20 protein-coding genes are annotated in these 23,102 nt (G+C 50.1%); 4 read left to right on the forward strand and 16 right to left on the reverse strand.

From position 1 onward, the window contains the following. Positions 1–2: 2 nt before the first annotated feature. From smrA to ACJ8W9_RS05435, 3 genes are all read right to left on the reverse strand, one after another. A complete protein-coding gene (smrA, locus tag ACJ8W9_RS05425; protein ID WP_411358856.1) occupies positions 3–575 on the reverse strand; it encodes a DNA endonuclease SmrA in 573 nt (190 codons plus the stop codon). Positions 576–612: 37 nt separating this feature from the next. Further along, positions 613–1,602 (reverse strand): protease SohB, encoded by a 990-nt coding sequence (sohB, locus tag ACJ8W9_RS05430; RefSeq protein ID WP_411360591.1) that lies wholly within the window; start codon positions 1,600–1,602, stop codon positions 613–615. 79 nt (positions 1,603–1,681) lie between these two features. Next, the gene (locus tag ACJ8W9_RS05435; protein ID WP_411360592.1) at positions 1,682–4,072 is read right to left on the reverse strand and encodes a VolA/Pla-1 family phospholipase; all 2,391 of its coding nucleotides are present in this window, start codon (positions 4,070–4,072) and stop codon (positions 1,682–1,684) included. A 239-nt stretch (positions 4,073–4,311) separates the two neighbouring features. Here ACJ8W9_RS05435 and ACJ8W9_RS05440 point away from each other — a divergent pair, with 239 nt between their 5' ends. The 3 genes from ACJ8W9_RS05440 to ACJ8W9_RS05450 all read left to right on the forward strand — a co-directional run bounded on the left by ACJ8W9_RS05440 (position 4,312) and on the right by ACJ8W9_RS05450 (position 8,381). Then, positions 4,312–5,055 (forward strand): YciK family oxidoreductase, encoded by a 744-nt coding sequence (locus ACJ8W9_RS05440; RefSeq protein WP_411360593.1) that lies wholly within the window; start codon positions 4,312–4,314, stop codon positions 5,053–5,055. A gap of 18 nt (positions 5,056–5,073) precedes the next feature. Continuing rightward, positions 5,074–7,290, forward strand: coding sequence for a heavy metal translocating P-type ATPase (locus ACJ8W9_RS05445; protein ID WP_411360594.1), 2,217 nt, complete (start codon positions 5,074–5,076; stop codon positions 7,288–7,290). A 68-nt stretch (positions 7,291–7,358) separates the two neighbouring features. After that, positions 7,359–8,381 (forward strand): WD40/YVTN/BNR-like repeat-containing protein, encoded by a 1,023-nt coding sequence (locus tag ACJ8W9_RS05450; RefSeq protein ID WP_411358861.1) that lies wholly within the window; start codon positions 7,359–7,361, stop codon positions 8,379–8,381. Here ACJ8W9_RS05450 and ACJ8W9_RS05455 read toward each other — a convergent pair. From ACJ8W9_RS05455 to ACJ8W9_RS05515, 13 genes are all read right to left on the reverse strand, one after another. Beyond that, on the reverse strand, positions 8,341–10,452 hold the full coding sequence (locus ACJ8W9_RS05455) for an aminotransferase class V-fold PLP-dependent enzyme (RefSeq protein ID WP_411358862.1): 2,112 nt from the start codon (positions 10,450–10,452) through the stop codon (positions 8,341–8,343). The genes ACJ8W9_RS05450 and ACJ8W9_RS05455 overlap by 41 nt on opposite strands. Before the next feature lie 9 nt (positions 10,453–10,461). Then, the gene (gene nqrM / locus ACJ8W9_RS05460; RefSeq protein ID WP_034733203.1) at positions 10,462–10,674 is read right to left on the reverse strand and encodes a (Na+)-NQR maturation NqrM; all 213 of its coding nucleotides are present in this window, start codon (positions 10,672–10,674) and stop codon (positions 10,462–10,464) included. A 14-nt stretch (positions 10,675–10,688) separates the two neighbouring features. Continuing rightward, positions 10,689–11,705 (reverse strand): FAD:protein FMN transferase, encoded by a 1,017-nt coding sequence (locus tag ACJ8W9_RS05465; RefSeq protein WP_411358863.1) that lies wholly within the window; start codon positions 11,703–11,705, stop codon positions 10,689–10,691. Between the two features lie 5 nt (positions 11,706–11,710). Beyond that, positions 11,711–12,937, reverse strand: a complete 1,227-nt coding sequence (gene nqrF, locus ACJ8W9_RS05470; protein WP_411359292.1) for an NADH:ubiquinone reductase (Na(+)-transporting) subunit F — start codon at positions 12,935–12,937, stop codon at positions 11,711–11,713. Positions 12,938–12,994: 57 nt separating this feature from the next. Continuing rightward, the gene (gene nqrE, locus ACJ8W9_RS05475; protein ID WP_034733206.1) at positions 12,995–13,603 is read right to left on the reverse strand and encodes an NADH:ubiquinone reductase (Na(+)-transporting) subunit E; all 609 of its coding nucleotides are present in this window, start codon (positions 13,601–13,603) and stop codon (positions 12,995–12,997) included. Positions 13,604–13,613: 10 nt separating this feature from the next. Then, positions 13,614–14,249 (reverse strand): NADH:ubiquinone reductase (Na(+)-transporting) subunit D, encoded by a 636-nt coding sequence (locus ACJ8W9_RS05480; protein ID WP_034733208.1) that lies wholly within the window; start codon positions 14,247–14,249, stop codon positions 13,614–13,616. After that, positions 14,242–15,030, reverse strand: coding sequence for a Na(+)-translocating NADH-quinone reductase subunit C (locus ACJ8W9_RS05485; protein WP_411358864.1), 789 nt, complete (start codon positions 15,028–15,030; stop codon positions 14,242–14,244). The genes ACJ8W9_RS05480 and ACJ8W9_RS05485 overlap by 8 nt, the downstream gene beginning before the upstream one ends. After that, the gene (locus ACJ8W9_RS05490; protein ID WP_411358865.1) at positions 15,023–16,219 is read right to left on the reverse strand and encodes an NADH:ubiquinone reductase (Na(+)-transporting) subunit B; all 1,197 of its coding nucleotides are present in this window, start codon (positions 16,217–16,219) and stop codon (positions 15,023–15,025) included. Before ACJ8W9_RS05490 ends, ACJ8W9_RS05485 begins: the two co-directional genes overlap by 8 nt. Before the next feature lie 2 nt (positions 16,220–16,221). Further along, positions 16,222–17,562: a Na(+)-translocating NADH-quinone reductase subunit A gene (locus ACJ8W9_RS05495; protein WP_411358866.1), complete on the reverse strand. Its 1,341-nt coding sequence runs from the start codon at positions 17,560–17,562 to the stop codon at positions 16,222–16,224. A 251-nt stretch (positions 17,563–17,813) separates the two neighbouring features. Beyond that, the gene (fabV, locus tag ACJ8W9_RS05500; RefSeq protein ID WP_411358867.1) at positions 17,814–18,995 is read right to left on the reverse strand and encodes an enoyl-ACP reductase FabV; all 1,182 of its coding nucleotides are present in this window, start codon (positions 18,993–18,995) and stop codon (positions 17,814–17,816) included. A 67-nt stretch (positions 18,996–19,062) separates the two neighbouring features. Beyond that, a complete protein-coding gene (locus ACJ8W9_RS05505) occupies positions 19,063–19,374 on the reverse strand; it encodes a BolA family protein (protein WP_411358868.1) in 312 nt (103 codons plus the stop codon). Between the two features lies 1 nt (position 19,375). Then, positions 19,376–19,852 carry a hypothetical protein gene (locus ACJ8W9_RS05510; RefSeq protein WP_411360595.1) on the reverse strand — a complete coding sequence of 159 codons (477 nt, stop codon included), beginning with the start codon at positions 19,850–19,852 and terminating at the stop codon, positions 19,376–19,378. Between the two features lie 191 nt (positions 19,853–20,043). Next, on the reverse strand, positions 20,044–21,873 hold the full coding sequence (locus ACJ8W9_RS05515) for a cation:proton antiporter (protein WP_411360596.1): 1,830 nt from the start codon (positions 21,871–21,873) through the stop codon (positions 20,044–20,046). Positions 21,874–22,065: 192 nt separating this feature from the next. Between ACJ8W9_RS05515 and ACJ8W9_RS05520 the strand changes: the two genes are divergently transcribed. Then, on the forward strand, positions 22,066–23,094 hold the full coding sequence (locus tag ACJ8W9_RS05520; RefSeq protein ID WP_411358871.1) for a Fe(3+) ABC transporter substrate-binding protein: 1,029 nt from the start codon (positions 22,066–22,068) through the stop codon (positions 23,092–23,094). Positions 23,095–23,102 lie beyond the last annotated feature (8 nt).

Consider the following 23,102-nt stretch of genomic DNA (forward strand, 5'->3'; position numbering starts at 1 on the left):
TCTCAGCGCTTTTGGTGACGTTCACGGTTTTCCAACTTTTGATCGGCGTTCTTGCGTAACATCACATACACCGAACCGGCACCGCCGTGTTGCCGTTGCGCACTGTGAAATGCCATGACTGGGTCCAGTTGCTTCAGCCACTTCACCACATAACTTTTTAATAGCGCTGGGTGCGGTTTTGAATGGCGGCCCATGCCGTGCACTACAATCGCACTACGCACGCCACGCCGGTGACACAGCTGAATAAAGTCGAAGAGCGCCTGGCGTGCTTGGCGCAGGGTGTGGTGGTGCAAATCGAGACTGGCCTCGATACCATAATGCCCCTGCTTCAAGCGCTTATAGACACCGTGTTGCACACCATCACGACGGTATTCGACACTCTCTTCCGGCTCCACCAGGTCGACAAACTCCATCGACAAATAATTGATATCGTCTTCAAGAGCTTTTTCGGCAGCCGCGCGACGCGCCTCGACATTGCCTTTGTGAGTTTTCTTCGGCAATACCACCGTGTCGTCTGGCGCTAACGGTTTTACATCTGCCATCTGTTGGCGAAACTCGTTCACATCATCGCTCATGCTGACTCCGCTATTCCTTCACTTATGCTCTACTTGCTTAGGCTTTACTTAAAAATGTCTTGATACTCTCTAGTACGGCAGTAACGTTTTTTCCGATCCGTTCGCCGAGTGGACGTTTTTCACTGTACCGTACCAGCAACAGTGTGTGTTCTTCGGCGCGTTGTTGCAGCCATGCATCACCCGTAATGATTTCATCGACGAGTTGCAGGTCTAGCGCTTGCTGTGCGGTCCAATATTCTCCAGTGGCTACTTTTTCGAGTGCCAACTGCGGGCGATAGTTCGCCACATGCTGCTTAAATTGCTGATGGATCTGCTCCAAATCCTCTTTAAATTTGTGTCGCCCTTCATCGGTGTTTTCGCCGAACACACTCAACGTGCGCTTATATTCGCCAGCGGTAATTTGTTCAAAATCAATATCGTGCTTTTGCAAAAAGCGATGAAAATTGGGCAACTGTGCAATCACACCAATGGAGCCAATAATTGCGTAAGGCGCCGCGATGATGTGTTCCGCCACAGCCGCCATCATGTAGCCACCACTCGCGGCGACTTTATCAACACTGACAATCAGCTTTAATTGCGCGTCACGTAAGCGTTGCAGCTGTGCAGCACCAAGCCCATAACCGTGCACGACCCCGCCGGGGCTCTCTAAACGCACCAACACCGTATCGCCCACTTCTGCTGCGCCAATAATCGCATTCACTTCGCGGGTCAGGTGGTCCACTTCATGCGCATCCACACTGCCTTTGAACTCAATGACAAAAATGCGATCGCCACTTGGATCAGCTTTCTTAGCTGCCTGTTTTTCTTTCTTTTGTGCTTGCTTACGTTGCTTTTTATTCAGTAATTCTGCGCGTACCGCCCGCCCTGCATTACGAAAGCGCTTGCTCAAATTGGTGACTTGTAATTCGCCCTGCTGTTTACGCTGGCGTTGCGCGGCATTGGCGATGAGTGCAACCATCAAACCAAAGGCCATCACAATAATCGCTGCTTTAATCAAAAAGTCGGCAATCTCAAGTAAAAACGTCATCGTTCCCTCACTTTTGCTGAAAGCATAAAAAAGGGCCGACGAGCGGCCCTTTTAAACTCATCTGTTTACAGTATACAGATTATTGCTGAATCACTGCAGTGTTGGTCACTGGAATTGCTGTGGCATCGGTGGTGAACCAACCCGCTGCTTGCAATTGCATTTCCATAGTTGCCGCTGCTGAGGCAGTTGGGTCAACGATAGAACCATGGTCACCTGCGATAAAGCGCACAGCACCTGAAATCGGCGTACCGTCGGTGCTAGCAGTGGTCTGCGTGATAGCAGGTAACTGCAAAGCGCTGATGAGTGGCTCGGTACCTGCTAACGGTTTGCCTTCGACTGCGTTCGGAATCACTTGGTCAGGCAATACATCAGCACCATTACCTACCACTTCGATAAGGTGAATTGGGCTCTCGTTATTGACCGCTTGCGCAGCAAAGTTGATTGGGTCTGCCGAATCAACCACTGACTGTGCAGCAAATGCGAACTGCTCGAACACGCCATTAATTTGTGCTTGTTCAGCCGCACTTAGGCTCGCCCAGAACTGGGTGTAAACTTGCACCAACAAACCTTGGAACTGCGGCGACGTCGGTGATACACCTGCGTTCTGTGCTGCAGCGTTTACTGCCGCTGCGAAATCAGCATTCGCTGCGTAGAGCAACTGACCTTTGATAACCGGACCAAATGCATTCGATGCCAACAAGAAGTTTGCAACACTTGCGCCTGGCGCCATCAAGGTACTTGCGTTAACGCTGAACAATGCTGATGCAGGAGCCAAAGGACCGCTCATCGGTTCATTTGCTAGCGCAGTGAATCCCGTACCAGCGATCGCACCTAGCGAGTGACCGACAAAGAATACGTCTTGACCATTCAAGTTAGCACCCTGTGCCGCGTTGAGGCTCAAGCGTAAACCCAGCAAGTCAGAAATCGACTGACGCAGGTTATCGCGTGCGGTCAACAAGCTACCTAAGTTCATGTACGCGGTTGCGCTACCAGTCGTTGCATTAATAGCACCGAAGCCACGGTCACCGTGTAACGGATGATCAATCGCAACAGTTGCGAAACCAGCTACAGCTAACGAACCTGCGATACCAAAGGCGTTGGTCTTATCGCCGGTAATGCCGTGTTGGAAGATCACCACTGGCCAACCGTTTGCAGGCTCTTCAAGTGGGGCTAGACCTTGCGCAGCACGCACCATGTTTGCCATTTGCACGTTTGGTACTGTCACCACAGCAGGAATTGTGGCTTGGTCAGCAACTGCAGGGATTGGGTTAAATTTGGTTACATGACGCTCTTCATCCACACCCGGGAAGTCGTAACAGTTGTATGGAGGTAACAAGCGTGACGGATCCTCTAAACCGAGCGGATCGATCGCTTGTGCTGGAATCAAACCAGCTTGCACGCCACCCAAAATTGATGCCGGACTGTCACACTGTGCACGCCAACGACCATTCAATGGTGCAGTTGGGTCTTCCGCGGTTGGCACTGGCGAGAAGTACGGCAAAGTTACCTGGCCTTGATACAGTGACGCCGATGCAGCTGCTAAATAAGCAGTGTCTTGTGGATTTGCTTCTAGACGACCCGCAGCGACTAACGCGTCGCCAACGGTCATACCTGTTGGTTGTGCCAGCAATGCAGGGCCAGCTCCTTGCGAGAACTGCTGTGCCATCAGGGCTTTAATCGCATTGAATGCGTCGTTGACTGATTGCGTGGTAAAGCTCGAAGTGTAGATAATATCTTCACGATCAAGACCGTAGGCTACCAATGCCGCTTCGTGGCTATTGATAAGACGTTGTAAGCCAAGCGCCGACGCGTCACCGGACACTGGATTAGTATCGGCATTGCGCTTCATCAAACCGTATGTCTGTGACGGCAACACATCACGGCCCATTTCATCTTGAATGTTGTTGGTCAGTACCGCTACGTAACCCGTTTTCGCTTTTAATGGGCGCAAAGGAATCACGGCAACACCATTTGGACCAGTGGCACGGACGATAAAGTCAACGCCATGGGTGAGTTCACCGGCAACCGCACAGGTCGCTGCTGGGCTCGCTGCCGCACAGTCAGGGCTTACAGCCGAACCACCCATGATAGTTTCGAATACGCGCACACTGCCGGCAGCTTCAAGTGAAGCGGCAGTTACGCCAATCTGGTTGCCATTCTCATCGACCGGCAACGAGAAGCTAAAAGTTAAAGTTGAGTGTGTACCCCAGCCATCAAGACCGTTTAATGCGACCTGCGGGTCAGCATTATCTGATGGATCCGCTACTGGAATATTAAGGGTGCCATCGACACTGCCGCTAAGCAGAATATTCGATGGAACCGGCACTTCACCATTACTTGGATCAAATACGACGCGTGTCGCATTCACTTGATAATCTTGCGTTGCCGATGGTGGCGCTTCGTCACCACCGCCACAGCCTACGAGGGCAAGAGCGCTACTGATCGCTGTTACGAGCAAAAGTTTTTTCATGAGGCTTCCCCAATCCTTGTTCGTGTTGTTATGTTTGGCGCACCTAGCTGATGCTTTTATTGTTCTTGCCTATCATCGCCTTTTCTAACTGGTAGGACAAGACACGCACTTAACAAAATTTTATACACCGCTGCGGCTCGGTTTGAAAGTACTTTTCAAGAAATTCTCGTCACAAGCTGAGAATCTGAGCAAAAACCAGTAAACTAGCGGCATTCTTAACTAGCTAGTGTAAGCCGAAAATGGAACAGATGCATAACGACGTAAAAAAATATGATTTAAGTGGCAAAGTGATTCTCGTCACCGGTGCCGGTGATGGCATTGGCAAGCAAGCAGCTCTGACCTTCGCCGCCGCTGGCGCCACGGTCATTCTGCTCGGTCGTACGGTGAGTAAACTAGAGCAAACCTACGACGACATCGTGGCTACAGGTGGCCCGGAGCCAGCCATCGTCCCGCTCGATATGAAAGGTGCAACCAAAGCTCACTATCAAGGCCTGTGCGCAACCATTGAAGAACAGTTTGGTCGCCTTGATGGGTTGTTACAAAATGCCAGCCTGTTGGGTGTTTTATCGCCGTTTGAGCACATTGACCATGACAGCTGGAACGACATCATGCAGGTGAATGTCACCGCACAATTTATGATGACCCAAGCCCTGATGCCGGCACTCAAGAAAGCACCTAAGGCCAGCATTGTCTTCACCTCTTCCGGCGTCGGCCGCAAAGGCCGTGCATTTTGGGGCCCTTATGCGGTCAGTAAATTTGCGACCGAGGGTCTCGCACAAGTCATGGCCGATGAATACGAAGGTTCGAACGTTCGTGTCAACGTCATTAATCCGGGCGCAACGCGCACGACCATGCGTTCAAAAGCCTACCCTGCAGAAGATCCAATGAAATTAAAGACGCCAGCTGACTTAATGCCAACTTATTTGTATCTAATGAGTGACGACAGTAGCGACGTCAATGGACAATCACTCGACGCACAATAAAGCTAAGGAGCCTTCTCCATGTCGCAACAAACAGTACAGTTACAGTTAACCGGAATGAGTTGCGCGGGCTGCGCTCGCAGCATAGAGAAAGCGTTAACCGCGGTTACTGGTGTTGCGTCGGTCAATGTTAATTTTGCATCCGAGATTGCGACCGTTGAAGGCCACCAGTTGAATTCAGAACAGCTGGTCAGCGCGGTCAAACAAGCTGGTTACGAGGCAAATGTCATTAATCATGATGAACCGAGCGATGACCCTCGTGATCAGGCGCAGCAGGTGCAACTGTTCAAGTTTATTGCCGCGGCAGTGTTGTCACTGCCACTGCTCTACACCATGTTTAGCCATTTTAGTTGGACCAGCGCGGTCCCAGTACCTGATGTCTTGATGGCACCGTGGTTGCAACTGCTGCTAGCAACGCCAGTACAATTCATCATTGGCTGGCAATTTTACCGTGGCAGCTACCATGCACTGCGTGGCGGAGCTGCCAATATGGATGTGTTGGTAGCACTCGGCACTTCCGCCGCCTACTTCTATAGTATTTATTTGGCTTGGTTTGCCGCTGATTATCACCCGCACGAAGGGCTGTATTTTGAGACCAGTGCGGTGCTCATTACGCTGATTCTCTTGGGTAAGTGGTTTGAAGCTCGCGCGAAAGGACGTTCCTCGACCGCGATTCGTCAATTGCTCGAGTTGCAACCGCAGCAGGCGCTGGTCGAGATTAACGATGACACCACTAAAATCGTTGCCGTGGCTGAGCTCACCGTGGGCACTATTGTGCAGGTGAAGCCGGGACAGCAAATACCTGTTGACGGTGAAGTCATCAGCGGACAGTCAGCGGTGGATGAATCAATGCTGACCGGTGAAAGCATGCCAGTGAGTAAGCAAAGTGGCGATCCCGTGATTGGCGGCACACTCAATAGCACTGGCTTTTTACGCATCAAGGTGGCCCATACAGGCAAAGACACCGCATTAGCGAAAATTGTTGCTGTGGTGGAGCAAGCGCAAGCCTCTAAAGCACCGATTCAACGGCTTGCTGATCGGGTTGCAGGCATCTTTGTGCCGGTGGTACTAGTGATTGCCGCACTCACATTAGTGACCTGGTATTTTTGGCTCGCTCCTAGTGACTGGCGTCAGGCATTTGAGGCGACTGTAGCGGTGTTGGTGATTGCCTGCCCTTGTGCCTTGGGTCTGGCGACGCCTACCTCGATTATGGCGGGCTCGGGTCGAGCCGCGCAGCTTGGTGTGCTGTTCAAGCGCAGTGAAGTACTGGAACTTACCCAACAGGTCGATACCATTGTGTTCGATAAAACTGGGACGCTCACTGAGGGCAAACCCAAACTCACTGAATTTGAGTTGCTAAGTCAGGTCTATCAACAAGCAGAAGTTGCGGCGGTGGTGCTTAGTATCGAGCAACAATCCGAGCATCCGCTCGCGGCAGCACTTGTCGAAGGCATGCGCGCGCACACCGAAAGCACATGCAAAATCACCGCTTTTAATGCCGAGCAAGGCAAAGGCGTGACTGCCGAGGTGCAACTTGCCGATGCTCAGCAAGCCGTTGCGCTCGGTAATGAGGCCTTGATGCAGCAACACAGCATCTATGTCAACGAAAGCGTCACTGCACGCGTTCACGAACTCCAGCAAAATGGTAAGACCGTTATGCTACTTGCGATTGCTGGCGAACTCGTCGCTCTCCTTGCCGTCGCCGATACCCTTCGTAACACGACTAAAGAAGCACTTGAGCGTTTGCGTCGGCGCAATCTTAAGTTGGTCATGTTGACCGGCGACAATGCGCGCACCGCAGCAAGCATTGCCGATGAGCTTGGTATTGATGAAGTTATCGCTGACGTGCTGCCTACCGCAAAGGCTGATCAAATCAAGCAATTACAACAGCAGGGGCGCAAAGTCGCCATGGTTGGCGATGGCGTTAACGATGCACCGGCACTGGCGACAGCAGATATTGGTGTCGCTATGGGGACCGGCACTGACGTCGCCATTGAGGCTGCCGATATCGCCCTGATGCGCGCAGACTTGCGTAGTTTGGTAGATGCGATCGAAATGAGTGAACTTACCGTAAAAAACATACGACAAAACTTATTCTGGGCGTTCGCATACAACACCCTAGGCATTCCCATTGCGGCTTCGGGCTTGTTGGCACCTTGGCTCGCTGGCGGTGCCATGGCACTGAGTTCGGTGTCAGTGGTATTGAATGCCCTGCGGTTGCAGCGCGCGAAGCGTTAACGATAAGCGTTGTCGGTATCAAAACAATGGTTTATCTTAGGTAAAGATTCGACAACGGTGAGAAAGAGATGGTGTTAACGAGCGTGGTACTGAGTGCACTGCTAAATACCAGTGCACTGCAAGTTGAACCTTTAGCAATTCGTCCAGACGTCGATTGGATTGGTGTAAGCACACCAAGCGCCGATGTGATTTGGGTCAGCGGCAACAAAGCAACCATCGCGCGCAGTATCGATGGCGGCAAAACTTGGCAATACAATACACCCACCAAAACAGCCCTTGAATTCCGCGATATTGAAGCACTCGATGCGCAACATGCGTATGCTCTCAGTGTTGGTGATGGCGGCGATTCGCGGATCTATTACACCAATAATGGCGGCGCTAGTTGGCAAATGCGGATGCGCGCTGCTGGCAATCAATTTCTCAACTGCCTTGCGGTAGCCCCACGAAGCAACGAAGCTTGGGTCTACGGCGATAGTATCGACGGCAGCTGGGACCTGATGCGTAGCGCCGACGGCCGCAATTGGATCCCTTCGCGTAATGCAATTACCGGTCCCCCACTTGATGGTGAAGGTGGTCTTGCCGCCAGCGGTGCTTGCGTGCGCTACAACGATGGCATCTGGGCAATGGGTACTGCCAATGCCAGTACGGCCCGACTCCTAATCAAAAGAGAGTTTGGCATTCGCTTTCGCGCTATCGACACACCTATCGCGGCAGGCCCGATGGCAGGTATCTCCAGTGTCTGGCCCTTCAGTGAAAGACATGTGCTGCTCGCTGGTGGTGACCTCAACAATCCGGAACGCGAGCCACGTCTGGTAGAAATGCGTAATAGCGAATTTACCGAGTTGACTTCGCCGCCTCTCGCTGGCGCTTTATATAGCCTCAGCGTTACCGCTGCTGGTGGCTTGATTGTCAGTAACCCTAACGGCGCAGCGTGGTTACCCAATACACAAAGCACCGATTGGCAACTACTGAGCGAAGAGAATATTTGGAATAGTAGTTGCGCCGGACAGTACTGCTATTTAGTAGGAAAAAAAGGCTTTGTCGGCAAGCTTAGCTTGCCAACAACGCCATCCCGCCAGCCAAATGACTGACGTTACAAAAGCCAAAGCGGCTCAGCACTTGAGCCGCAACCGCACTTCGATTCCCTGAACGACATAAACAGACAATAGGACGATCTTTATAGTCCGCACGGTGATCATAAATAAACTGCACCAGCCGCGTGAGTGGCACGTTGACCACTTGCGCTGGCAGCTGCAACGGCGTCACTTGATGTTCTTGTTGCTCTCGCACATCTAGCACTAGAGTTTCCGGACGGCGCAACCACTGCTGCTGTTGCTCAGGCGCAATATCGACCAAAGCACAGCCACAATCTTGTTGATTCAACTCATGCAACTGCGTTGCAAGCGCAAAGTTCTCGTCCCATTTGCGGCAAATTAAGGTCTGCTCGCCAACGGCTTGATTGAGCAATGTGGGCGCTTCTTGCTCACCCACAAAAGCAAAATCTACATGCGCTTGGGCGCTAGGTGAAATCGGCGAGCTCAGCAGATATATCGGCTGCCGTGTGCCAACGCGATAAAGACGGCGATTGCCGACCAGTAAGCAGCCTTCCGGTGGCAAACTGCAATCTTCTGGAATAGTGCAATCGGCCTGCGCATGACGTGGCCAACCCACATTGTCGCGCTCGGCATCACAGCCACTGGCGCAGACCAGTTGTGCCAACATTGCCGCGGTAGAATCTGCACTTTGTGGCTCAGTTGTGACCACTGCCTTAACGCGATAGTGCTGACACTCTACCAACTTCTCAATCCGCTCTGACAGTTGCGCAATGGGATCAATCACCACAAGTTCGCGTGCGGCGCGATCGATAATCAAATAGCAACACTGCGCGTCAAAGCGTAACTGCACAACACCGTCGAGTTCACTATCAAAATCTTCGTTGGTATCGCTGAGCAACAAACAAGAATGCCGCAACGCTTGTGCAGCTTCTTTGATACGCTGACAGGCAGCATCGATGGTGGCTTGCTCGGTCGCCGGCCCGAACGATAAACGGATTGCCGACTGCGAACGCCAATCTGCGAGCCCCATGGCATCGAGGACAAAACTACGGGTGACTTTTGAGCTACAGGCTGAGCCTGAGCTGACACGAATATTGGCGGCGTCAAAAACATCCATGATGTCGCGCGACGGCACGCCACGAACGGAAAAGTTGAGCGTGGTCGGTACCGAATATTCGAACGCGTGATTCAGTTCCAAAGTTGGGAACGCGGTGCGTAATGCAGCTAACAGCTGCTCACGATACGCATTTAATTTGGCTACCGGTTTGAAGACTTGCTGTTCGGTGTCGAGCAATAGCTCAAACAGGGTGTGTAAAGCCGCAATTCCGGGTAGATTCTCGGTGCCTGAACGCAGCCCCTGCTCTTGCCCACCACCGATGATCAGCGGTGTAAACGGCGCATGCTCGCGTACATACAAAAAGCCAATACCCTTGGGACCATAAAGTTTATGCCCGCTAAATGGCGCATAATCAATTGTGGTCGCAGCTAAGTTCAATTGGCCTTTACCAAGCATTTGCACGCAGTCGACCATCCACGGCACCTGCGGCCCGTGCTGGCGAATCACCCGCTCAAGCGTCGCGAGATCCTGTCGTACACCCGTTTCGTTATTCACGGCCATGGTGCAGATCATTAACGCGTGCGGTAGCTGTGCGGAAATAAAATCCAGATCTAGCAAACCGTTACCGTCAACCGGAATAGCTTTGAGTTCAGCGCCAATCCCCAGCAATTCATTCCAATGGGCTAGCGCCTGTGGTACTGCCTTATGCTCGGTGGCGCCATACAGCAAAACTTTCCCCGCGGTGGCTAGGCCTTGCTTGCGTGCATGACTTAAAGCCGACAGCACGGCAGTTTGAATGCCCTCAGTGGCGCCACTGGTAAACACCAACTGACCGCGCCCAGCACCGATGACGTCGCGCCCTAATCGGCGCGCATTATCTAGAATGTACCGTGCTTGTAATCCGGTAATGTGACTACTACTTGGATTACCAAACACCCGTTCCATGGTGTGCGAAACCGCTTGTGCGATTTGCGGTAAGACCGGCGTTGTGGCGTTACAATCTAGATAAATTTCATCAGACTTTGGCCGAATGTGTATTGGAGTTACCATGATCCCTGCTTAATGAATTCGATTCTTTTGCCATTCTTGTTCTTTTGCCATGCGCTCTTTTTTATCGTCACATGGTTCGTCGCAGTCGCAGGCTTTATCCATACCCAGCGCGGAAATGCCGCCACAACTGCCAGAAATCGATTTCTTTTGCACGATAAACCCAACCGACATGGCTAACACCACCACTAAAAAGATGGCAAATACTAATAAAAATAACCCCATGCGGACCTCCTGAGTTACTGCAAATAAGGTTGAAACGCTGTACTAGTGTACTCTTTAAACGCATCGTTTTCACGTGTAATGAGCATCACCGCAAGGCCTTTTTGCTCGGCAAATGTTAGTGCCTGTTCAGGCCCCATCACCGTCAATGCGGTCGCATAGGCGTCGGCATCCATACAGTTATCAGTAATCACCGTTACCGACACTAAATTATGCTGGATCGGCTTGCCAGTGCGCGGATCGATAATATGCGAATAACGCTGCCCGTCTTCTTCGAAGTAATTGCGATAATCCCCAGAGGTGGCAATTGCAGCATTGTTAATCTCTACGATACGTTGCGCAGCGCGCTGGGTCGCATCAGGCTTTTCAATCGCGATCCGCCACGGTTGGTTCCCTGGTTTGCTGCCCTTGATCCGCATCTCACCGCCAATTTCGACCAGATAATTCTGAATTTCCATTTGCTCTAACAAGCGAGCTACACGATCCACCGCATAACCTTTAGCAATCGTTGATAAATCAACATAAAGCTCAGGAATGCGCTTTTGCAATTGATGATTTTCAACCGTTAAATGCTGATAACCCGTCATCTTCATCGCCGCCTCAAGCTCACCTGGGGTCGGCACCGATTCTGGGCGTTGTTGCGGACCAAAGCTCCATAAATTCACTAGCGGACCTACGGTCACATCAAGTAAACCGTCGGTTTCTTCGGCAATCGCCAACGCACGGGCCACAACGTTTTCTAGCGAGCGCGACACCACCACCGGCTCGGTCGTCAATTTGCTGTTAAAGCGAGACAGTTCCGATTGCGGGTCATAAGTAGACATTTGACTGTTAATTTGCGCTAACAAACCATCCACACGCTCCTGCAGTTGCTCGCTATCATGGCGTGGATCAGCAGTTACGTAGCGAATATGGTAGGTCGTACCCATGGTATCGCCCTGCACAGCAAGCTGCTGAGGCGCATGGGTGCATGAAACGAAAAAGGCTAGCCCCACTAGGGCTAGCCAAACAAAACGTAATGATGAGAAGGTCACCTTACTTATCCACCAAAGTCGTCCAACATGATGTTTTCGTCTTCTACGCCCAAATCTTTGAGCATGTTAATCACAGCGGCGTTCATTACCGGCGGACCACACATGTAGAATTCGCAATCTTCTGGCGCATCGTGGTCTTTCAGATAGCGCTCGTAAAGGACGTTGTGGATAAAGCCAGTGTCGCCATCCCAATCATCTTCAGGTTGCGGATCTGACAATGCCACATGCCATTCAAAGTTATCATTTTCACGTTGCAACATATCGAAGTCTTCAACGTAGAACATTTCTTTCTTCGAACGCGCACCGTACCAGAAGCTGATCTTGCGCTTCGAGTGCAAGCGACGCAACTGATCGAAAATGTGTGAACGCATTGGTGCCATACCAGCACCACCACCGATAAAGACCATTTCAGCTTCAGTTTCTTTGGCGAAGAACTCACCGAACGGACCAGAAATTGTCACTTTATCACCTGGCTTCAAGCTAAAGATGTACGATGACATCTTGCCTGGTGGCAAGCTTAAGTTGTTCGGCGGCGGCGTTGCAGCACGCACGTTCAACATGATAATGCCTTTTTCATCTGGGTAGTTCGCCATTGAATAGGCACGAACTGTTTCATCATCAACTTTAGATTCAAGATCTAAGAAGCCGAAACGCTCCCAGTCACCGCGGAATTTCTCTTCAATATCAAAATCTTTATATTTGATATGGTGCGGTGGCGCTTCAATCTGAATATAACCACCTGCACGGAAAGGTACTTCTTCACCTTCAGGCAACTGCACTACGAACTCTTTGATAAAGGTCGCAACGTTGTCATTCGACTTAACTGTACAATCCCACTTACGAATACCGAATACCTCTTCTGGTAATTCGATTTTCATGTTTTGCTTCACGTTTACCTGGCATGACAAACGCACACCTTCACGTGCTTCTTTCTTGTTGATGTGGTCTTTTTCAGTTGGCAGGATATCACCGCCACCTTCTAATACCTTAACGGTACACTGACCACATGAACCACCACCACCACATGCTGATGATACGAAGATACCAGCGTTAGCCAGCGCGCCTAGCAGCTTGCCGCCAGGTTGCGTGGTGATTTTTTTATCTTCATCGTCGTTGATCAAAATCTCGACATCACCCTGAGGGACCAATTTTGATTTTGCGAACATAATGACCGCAACCAAAATCAGTACAATCACGGTAAACATGCCTACGCCAAGCGCTATTAACGTCAAATCTTGCCCTTGCATCGACTTTTACCTCTTAATTTAGCGTTACTTGTTGCGTTGTCATTATAGGGATACGCCAGAGAATGACATAAAGCCCAAACCAATCAGACCTACGGCCATGAAGGTAATACCAAGACCACGCAAACCATCCGGCACATCTGAGTATTTCATTTTTTCGCGTACCGCTGCCAAGGCAACAATCGCGAGCGCCCAGCCAACACCGCCACCGATACCGTAAACGATACTTTCAGTGAAGTTATAGTCACGCTCAACCATGAAGGATACACCACCGAAAATTGCGCAGTTCACCGTAATCAATGGTAAGAAAATACCCAATGCGTTGTACAACGCAGGCACATATTTATCGAGCGCCATTTCAAGGATCTGAACCAGAGCCGCAATCACGCCGATAAAGGTTAAGAAACGCAAAAAGCTTAAGTCGGCATCTGGAAAACCAGCCCAACCCAATGCACCTGGAGCCAAGATGTTGTGGTAAACCAAGTTATTCACCGGTACTGAAATACCCAATACCACGATAACCGCAACACCTAGACCAAAAGCAGTGCTCACTTTTTTCGATACTGCCAAGAACGTACACATCCCCAAGAAAAACGAGAGGGCGAGGTTCTCAACGAACACCGATTTAATAAATAAACTGATATATGCTTCCATGATCGGCCCCTTAATCCTTCGGTTCTACTTGTTCAGGACGGAAGGTACGCAGTACCCAGATGAACCCGCCAATGATGAAGAATGCGCTTGGTGGCAATACCAACAAGCCGATCGGCTGATACCAGCCGCCTTCAGAAGCGAGTTGTAAGATCTGATAACCAAACAAGCTACCTGAACCAAAGAGTTCGCGGATGAAACCGACGGTCAACAGAACTACTGAGTAGCCTAAACCGTTACCGATACCATCAAGGAACGACAAGCCCGGAGGACTCTTCATCGCAAACGCTTCTGCACGACCCATAACGATACAGTTGGTAATAATCAAACCGACGAAGACCGAGAGTTCTTTAGCGATGCTGTACGCATAGGCACGCAGCACTTGGTCAACAACGATTACCAAACTGGCGATGATGGTCATCTGCACGATGATCCGAACGCTTGATGGAATGTGATTCCGAATCAAAGAGATAAACAAGTTCGAAAAGGCTGTTACCAAGGTAAGTGCGATACACATTACCACGGTGTTTTCCATTTTCGAGGTCACTGCCAATGCCGAACAAATACCAAGGATTTGCAGGGCAATCGGGTTGTTCGCGAAAATCGGTCCAAACAGGACTTCTTTCATTTCTTTTGCGCTGCTAGCCATTGTTCAGCTCCCCCTTGCGAATTTTGTCTAATAATGGGCCATAGGCCTTATCGCTGAACCAGTAGGCAACGAGATTATCGACCCCATTACTGGTTAAGGTCGCACCAGAAAGTGCATCAATATCATGGTTTTCTTGTGACGGGTTCTTCATGATGTCGAGCTCAATTGAAGCGTGCTCGTCACCATAAATTTCTTTACCCTGCCACTGTGCAACCCATTTTGGATTCTGGATTTCACCACCGAGTCCAGGCGTTTCGCTGTGCTCGTAGAAGTTGATACCCTTGACCGTGTTCATGTCTGACTCGAGTGCCAGCAATCCATACATGGTGCCCCATAGGCCATAACCACGAACGTAAAGCACAGCAGTTGCAAGTTCACCATCAGTATCGTTAATCAGATAAACCTTAGTGACATTTTCGCGCGTGCCAATGCCCGCGACATCTTCAGATTTCTCCAACTTGGTGCTCCAGTCAGGCTTATTTGCCGCTGCAATCGGGTCATACGCAACTGGATCTTGACCATTGGCACTGTCGACAACTTCTAAAGTGTCTAAATTGACAAGTTTAGTTTCAACCCGCTCGTTGAAGACCGCGACCACGTCGGTGTCCGCTTCGAGTAAGCCTGCCGCATCTAATACGTTACGCTGCATATCAAGCGCAGCATTACGCTGTTGCATTGGTTTCAAACCAACAGCAGAGCCGGAAACGATGATCGCGCACACCAAACAGAGTGCAACAACGACAAATAGTGTTTTGCCGAGTGATTCATTTTTCTTAGCCACGAGCTAACCTCCGCTTGATGTTCGCTTGTACTACAAAATGGTCAAACAATGGCGCGAACACGTTAGCAAACAAGATAGCTAACATGATGCCTTCTGGATAAGCTGGGTTTACCACCCGAATCAATACGGTCATCGCACCAATCAAGAAGCCGTAAGCAAACTTACCTTTATTGGTAAATGATGCAGACACTGGGTCAGTTGCCATGAACATCATACCGAAAGCAAAACCGCCTACTACTAGGTGCCAGTACCACGGCATCGCAAACATGGTGTTGGTGTCGCTACCGATGGCATTAAACAACAACGACAGTGCGACCATACCCGCGAACACGCCGCCAACAATACGCCAAGAGGCGATGCGGAAGTAAATCAGCGCCAAACCACCGATGAGAATCATCAGGGTTGAAACTTCACCCATTGAACCTTGGATGTTGCCAAGGAAGGCGTTCCACCACATGTCCATGTCAGCAAAGTAGTTTTCACCGATGGCAGCTTGACCAAGCAAAGTTGCGCCCGAGAAACCATCTACTGCGGTCCAAACTTTGTCGCCTGAAATCTGCGCTGGAAAAGCGAAGTACAAGAACGCACGGCCGGTCAGCGCTGGGTTTAAGAAGTTACGCCCAGTACCGCCAAAGATTTCTTTACCGATAACGACACCGAAGGTAATACCTAAGGCGACCTGCCACAATGGGATAGTCGCGGGCAAGGTTAACGCAAACAGTACCGAGGTGACGAAGAAACCTTCGTTGACTTCGTGCTTACGTACGGTTGCAAATAACACTTCCCAGAAGCCGCCAACGATAAAGGTCGTAGCGTATACAGGCAGGAAGAAGCAAGCACCGTACCACATTTTGGTACCCCAACCGGCGTTGGCCATATCGCCACCAAACAGTTGGAACAAACCTACTTGCCAAACGTCAGCTAGTTCATAGCCGTTGCCTAGTGCCAAGAAGGCTTGGTTACCCACGTTGTACATACCCCAGAACATTGCTGGGAAAGTCATCATCCAAACGAAGATCATGATGCGTTTCAGATCGACGTTATCGCGAACGTGAGTGGTTTTCTTCGTTACTTTGCCAGGGGTGTAGAGAATGGTCGCCACCGCTTCATACAGGGCATACCATTTTTCATACTTGCCACCTTTTTCAAAGTTCGGCTCAATCCGCTCAAGGTAGTTTTTCAAGCTCATGATTAGCCCTCTTTCTCAATCGTGGTCAACACGTTACGTAATACTGGACCGTACTCGTATTTGCCCGGGCAAACATAGGTACATAGCGCCAAATCTTCTTCGTCCAACTCGAGACAGCCAAGTTGCTGTGCTTCGTCGGTGTCTCCAGAAAGCAGGTCACGTAACAAGATAGTCGGCAGAATATCTAACGGCATTACGCGCTCATAGTTGCCAATTGGCACCATTGCACGGTCAGAACCGTTGGTAGATGTGGTCATCGCGAACAATTTCTTCGGTGACAAATGGCCAGCGAATGCACGGGTGATCGAGTGCTGATCTGTACCCGGTTTGATCCAGCCGAAAAGTTCTTTTTGGTCACCTTCTAACAACACGCTAACTTGCATGTGGAAGCGACCTAGCCACTGGTGCGCGTCATCAACTTTATGACCATTCAACACCGAGCCTGAAATAATACGTTGCTTACCTTCGGCAAGTTCACCTTTGGTCAACTCGACCAAGTTGGCGCCCATTTGCGTGCGCAGCAAACGCGGTTTGTTCACGCTTGGACCACCTAACGCAACCACACGGCCAGTATAGATTTCACCAGTGGTGAACAATTTCCCGTAGGCGATAACGTCTTGGTAGTTGATGTGCCATACGTGCTTTTTCATGCTCGCCGGCTGTAAGAAGTGAATATGCGTACCGACCAAGCCCGCTGGATGTGGGCCTTTGAAGCTCTCCAGCTGCACTTTGGCATCACCGGTCTCAACTTTAGCATCGGCAGCCTTGGTCACATAAACCTTGCCTTTGGTCAAGTTGGTGAGTACCTGCAAACCATCGATAAAGGCTTGTTGTTGCTCGGCGATGATGAGGCTCGGATCAGCTGCCAACGGGTTGGTATCCATCGCGTTCACAAAAATCGCTGCAGGTTCTGCATCTAGTTTTGGCGAGCGACTGAACGGACGGGTGCGTAACGCGACCCATTGCCCGGAGTTGTTTAACTGTTCCACAACTTGTTCGCGGTCAAGGTTGGCAAGCTCTTTGCTGTCGTACTTGGTGAAGGTTTCTTGCTCATTGCCATCGATTTCAATAACAACAGCTTGCAAGACACGCTTCGCACCACGTAAAACGTCTTTAACGACGCCAGCAGCAGGAGCGGTAAATTTGACGCCTGGGTTTTTCTTGTCTTCGAAAAGTACTTGGCCTTTTTTAACGCGGTCTTCAACCTTGACATGCATGGTTGGACGCATACCGATGTACTCTTCACCCAAAACGGCAACGGTGGTGATGGATTGACCATCTTCGATAGTTTGCTGGGGTGCACCCTTGATTGGGATGTCCAGCCCTTTCTTGATCGTAATCATACGCGTTTGCACTACTCGTTAGGGAAGATGAATCTTTCTCCAGCTACGTGTTTCTTGTAACTGAAACCTGATAAATCAAAGGGTTAGCGCAATAATTCCCGTAAGCCGAGCAGCTATTGCGCTGACCAAATTTTATACATAGTCACCTAGGGCGGGCATTTTAGCACTTTTGTGCCGCAGGTTGCCACCTTAGACGGCACAAAAATTGTGGATTTATGACAGTTCTTTTGGGGTAGTTTGCCCGTAAAACTTTACGACCAATTCACCACCGGATCGACATCCGCTTGATAGTCCACGCCGGCAAGTCCAAAGCCAAACAGCTTCAAGAAATCAGCGTGATACTCTTGGTAATCAGCTAATTGATGGAAGTTGTCTTGATTGACCTGATCCCATAAAGCTTTGACCTTGGCCTGGGTGACATCATTGGTCTCTTTACCGTCCATGCGCAAGCGGCCATCTTCATCAAGCGTCGGTTCAGCCGCGTAAAGACCTTCGGTAAACAGACGATAGATTTGCTCAATACAACCTTCGTGCGTGCCCTCTTCTTTCATAACGCCGTAAATCAACGAGATATAGAGCGGCATTACTGGAATCGCCGAGCTGGCTTGAGTGACCAAAGCTTTCAACGATGACACGTAAGCTTCAACATTCAGTGCACTGTGGTCTTGACGAATCGCCGCCGCGGCACGGTCTAAGTCTTCTTTCGCTTTACCAATAGTCGCATGTCCATAAATCGGCCAAGTGAGTTCTTTACCGATATAGGTGTACGCCGTCGTTTTCGCATTTGCTGCTAACACCCCGGCCGCATCGAGTGCCGTTAACCAACGTTCCCAGTCTTCACCGCCCATGACTTTTACCGTATTGGCGATTTCCTCGTCATTGGCTGGCTCAAGGGTGATTTCTTTGACTTCATCTTTGTCAGTATCGTAGGTTTTCGTGGTATACGCCTGCCCTACTGGTTTCAAGGTTGAGCTATACACTTCACCCGTTTCTGGGTCTTTGCGCTTGGGCGATGCCAAACTGTAAATCACCAAATCTACCTGACCCAAGTCAGCTTTAATTTGTGCAATCGTCTGCGCTTTAATTTCGTCAGAAAACGCGTCGCCATTGATACTATGCGCATACAAGCCCGCTTTGTTCGCCTCTTCATGGAACGCCGCGGTATTGTACCAACCGGCAGTGGCGGTTCGCTTTTCGGTCGGCTCTTTCTCAAAACACACGCCGATGGTTTGTGCGCCAGCGCCGAACGCCGCAGTGATGCGCGATGCAAGACCATAACCGGTCGAGCAACCAATCACCAAAACGCGCTTCGGTGCATTGTCTATTTTCGGCTGTTGCTGAATGTACTCGATTTGCTCACGCACATGCGCAGCACAGCCCACTGGATGTGCGTTGGTGCAAATGAAACCACGAATTTTGGGTTGAATAACCATTGCTGATCCCTGTTTTTCTCGATAATTACGTGCAGTTTAACCGACCCATGTCCGAAAACACATCTGATTAGTTTAGCTGGCTACCGCCACGACAAGCGGGTGATGCTGGTACCTTACCAAGCTCCTGCCACTCTTCTGGACTGTAGGTGTGCAAAGCGAGCGCATGAATAGGGCCTGCCAATAATTCGGCGACAGCCTTATTTACGCTACGGTGGCGCTGCAGCAATCGTTGTCCAGCGAAGCTTTCACTGACAATCACTACCTTGAAATGGGAGTCGTCGGTCGGTGTGCCATGCATGTGGCTTTCGTTAATCACTTCGAGGTGCGCGGGTTGTAACGCTGCAGTTAGAAGTTCTGTCAATTGCTGCTGAGTACTCATCTCAATCCTCCGCCAAAGTATTATCCAGAGCACTAAAACAAATTGCATCATCACGCCCCAAACGCGCTAGCGCATCGAATACTGAGGGCTCAGTCTCGCCATAAGGATAAGCGATGCGATAAAACTGTGAGCTCTGAGTCCCCCACTCTTGATACAGCAGTACCCCATGTTCGTGATACAAATTCGCCAATTGATTCAATCCCTCTGCACGGTAATCCGGAAATGCCGAAACTTCACCGGTCAGGCGCCAGCGATTTAGATCACCGGGCTCAGCTAACAGTGCAGTATTGACGCGATTGCGGCAAAAGCTGAGTTGTAGGGTTGCTGCGCTTACTTGCCAGTCGCGATTGGGCAACTGCAGTAGGTCAATTTCGGCAATCAGCGCCGCGGCTGAGGCATCATTCGCGGGTTGTGGCGTGCATGCGCTTATGCCCGCACATGCGATAAGGGTCATGACAAAGTGTGAAGATCGAACCACCTGCGCAGCCTCGTGAACGTTGAGAGGAATAATGCAGCATGATACCGAAGTTGGGAGAAGATGAAAGTGGGAACATCCGTGTCCCTGTGAAACGGTGTCGCTCCTTAACTCCGTTTCGTAATCCTGACAACAATTTTAAACAGCCTGTTTACAAATTGCAACCTTCATCACAACATTTTATAAACGTCCGTTTATTCTTTTTCTTTGACCTGTTTAACCGATTGTTCTGCCGCAGTTTCTTCTACGGTTACCAAGGCAATGATATGCCAGCCGGCCTTCGGCTCAAATTTATGATCACTGGTAAAGACATGACAAAAACCACGATCATCCAAGGCAAACATAGGTGTCGCGCGGTTGCCGTAACGCTCTTGATAATCGCGGAAAGTAAAACTCTCAGTCAACGAGGTGGTTTTCATTTGCGCACCTTGGAACGCCAAGCTTGCTAACTTGGAAAAGGTCACGCCTTTGCCAAACAACTTCAAGCGTTCGCGATAACTTTCAGACAATTGGTTACGTGCCGGCGCATCGTGTTCGTTGCTCGGTAAACCAAAAATCTTCTCGCCGCTAAACCAATCCATGAAATGCAACGCGACAACTGGGTTTAACTGCTTGTATGGCGACATAATCAAGACGCGGCCAATTCCAGTCAAGTCCATATTATTCTCGGCATGTTCCGACGTCGGGTTACCAAAATACACGGGTAAATTTTCCATCCGCGCCTGTTTCACGTTCTCCCAGTTGGTATCTGCCAATAGCACTGGCAAATCATGGTCCTTTAATGCTTTTGCTACCCGCCGCGCCATTACATTGGCACCGAAAATGAGAAACCCATGCGCTGGTGGCTCGCGCAGTTTTAATAAGTGTGCAAAAGGTTTCGCCGTGAGACTTTGCAATACCACAGTACTCATAATCACCAGAAACACTAACGGCACCAGCAGTTCTGCTTCAGCCCAACCGTTTTGCTGCAGCTTCAGTGCAAATAATGCTGACACTGCTGCTGCCACTATCCCGCGTGGTGCTATCCAAGACAGCAAGGCCTTTTCTTTAAAGTTCAACTGAGTTCCCATTGCCGAGAACCAGACGCTGAGCGGACGTACCACAAAAATAATAATCGCCAACAACACTACCGCCGGCATCCCGAGTTGGCTGAAGGTCTCAATGTTGAGCCGTGCGGCCAAAATAATGAAAAGCCCGGAAATCAACAAGACACTGAGCGTTTCTTTAAATTCAAGAATGTCGTCTAAATCGAGGTTCTTGGTGTTCGCCATCACCATGCCCATTACCGTTACGGTCAGCAGGCCTGATTCATGCTGCAGCGCGTTCGAGAGCGCAAATACACCGAGCACAGAGGCTAAGGTCGCAACATTCTTTAAATAGTGTGGAAACCAGCCTTTGGTAAGTGCAATACCAAGCACTTTACCAGCGGCATACCCCAATGCAAACCCGACCCCAATGGTAATCGCAAAGGCCTGCATGGCGTGTGCCATACCAGCACCTTGGCTCGCAATAATGAATTCATAGACGAGTACGGCTAGCAACGCACCGACAGGATCGATGATAATGCCTTCCCAGCGCAAAATATTGGCAATATTGGCTTTGGGTCGCACTGAACGTAGCATCGGCATGATCACCGTGGGTCCCGTAACCACTACTAACGCACCAAACAACGCCGCAAGTTCCCAGCCAAAGTCCAGCAATAAATACGCAAAGACTGAGATACTCACCCAAGTGATCAACACCCCAATGCTGACGAGGTTTGTCACCATGCGACCGTGACCGCGAATCTCTTCCATTTTAAGCGTCAAACTGCCCTCAAAAAGAATGATGGCAACCGATAAGGAGACTAACGGGAACAATACATCGCCAAAGACCGCATCAGGGTCGAGCCAGCCAAGTCCGGGGCCAACCAACATCCCCACCAATAGCAGTGGCAAAATCGCGGGAATTTTTAACCGCCAAGCCGACCATTGACAGAAAATGGACAGCACACCGATAAGCGCAAGTGCAGACATATTCGACATAAAATTTAATTCTCCCTGTCATGGCAACGACTTAGCATGGAGTCACCGATGAATAAGTTGTAAATCCAAGTTTACTTGCAAAAAATGACTCTCGAAAGAAATACCCACAATGGTTTGTTGATAATCATTCGCATTTGCGTACAATAACGGTATCAGAATTTGCTTCATGCACCATTACGAGGGTAACAATTTATGCGATTACCGAAAATGCAAAAACTTCTTTCTTTGAGCGCAGTTGCGCTCGCCTGTTCCGCTACTTTAGCACAGGCTGCTACGCTTAACGTCTACTCGGCGCGTAAAGAAGCCTTGATTAAACCAGTTCTCGAACAGTTTACCGAGCAAACCGGCATCGAAGTTCGTCTGCTCACGGGTAACGGCAATGCGTTGTTAGCACGCCTCGAAAACGAAGGTGAGAACAGCCCGGCAGATCTGTTTCTAACGGTCGATGCTGGTAATTTACACCGTGCTGCCGAAGCTGGAATCTTCCAACCGATTACCAATGACGACGTACTCAAACAAGTGCCAGACTACTTGCATGGCAGCGATAACTTGTGGATTGGCTTAAGCTTGCGCGCCCGTCCGATTTTTTATGCCAAAGATCGTGTCGATCCGACCTCCCTTGAAGGTTATGAAAGCCTTGCCGACGCAGCTTGGGACAATAAAGTCTGCATTCGTTCGTCAGACAACATTTACAACCAGTCGCTGACCGCAGCACTCATAGAGCATTGGGGCGAAGCGAAAACTGAAAGTTGGGTGGAAGGTCTAGTCAGCAACTTTGCACGCCCACCGGTCGGCGGTGACCGTGACCAAATTAAAGCGGTTGCCGCGGGCATTTGTGACGTCGCAGTCGCGAATACCTATTACTTTGGCTTAATGCAAACCTCCAGCGATGCTGAAGAACGTGCAGCTGCCGAGAAAGTTAGCATTTTCTGGCCAAATCAAGATGAGTTCGGCACCCACGTGAACGTTTCTGGTATTGGCTTAACCCAGCATGCGAAAAACAAAGCCGAAGCTGAACAACTTATCGCGTTCTTATTGTCGCCAGAAGCTCAAGCTTGGTATGCTGCCACCAACAATGAATACCCAGCTGTAGCCGACGTGGAATGGAGCGAAACCTTGCAAGCTTGGGGCGAATTTAAAATGGATAATCTCGAAATGCGTTACCTTGGCGAAAATAATGCCGATGCCGTGAAACTAATGAACCGCGCAGGCTGGCGTTGATTCCGCAA

Origin of the sequence: Pseudidiomarina salilacus (assembly GCF_047323925.1) — a bacterium.
In the GTDB taxonomy this organism is placed as follows: domain Bacteria; phylum Pseudomonadota; class Gammaproteobacteria; order Enterobacterales; family Alteromonadaceae; genus Pseudidiomarina; species Pseudidiomarina salilacus.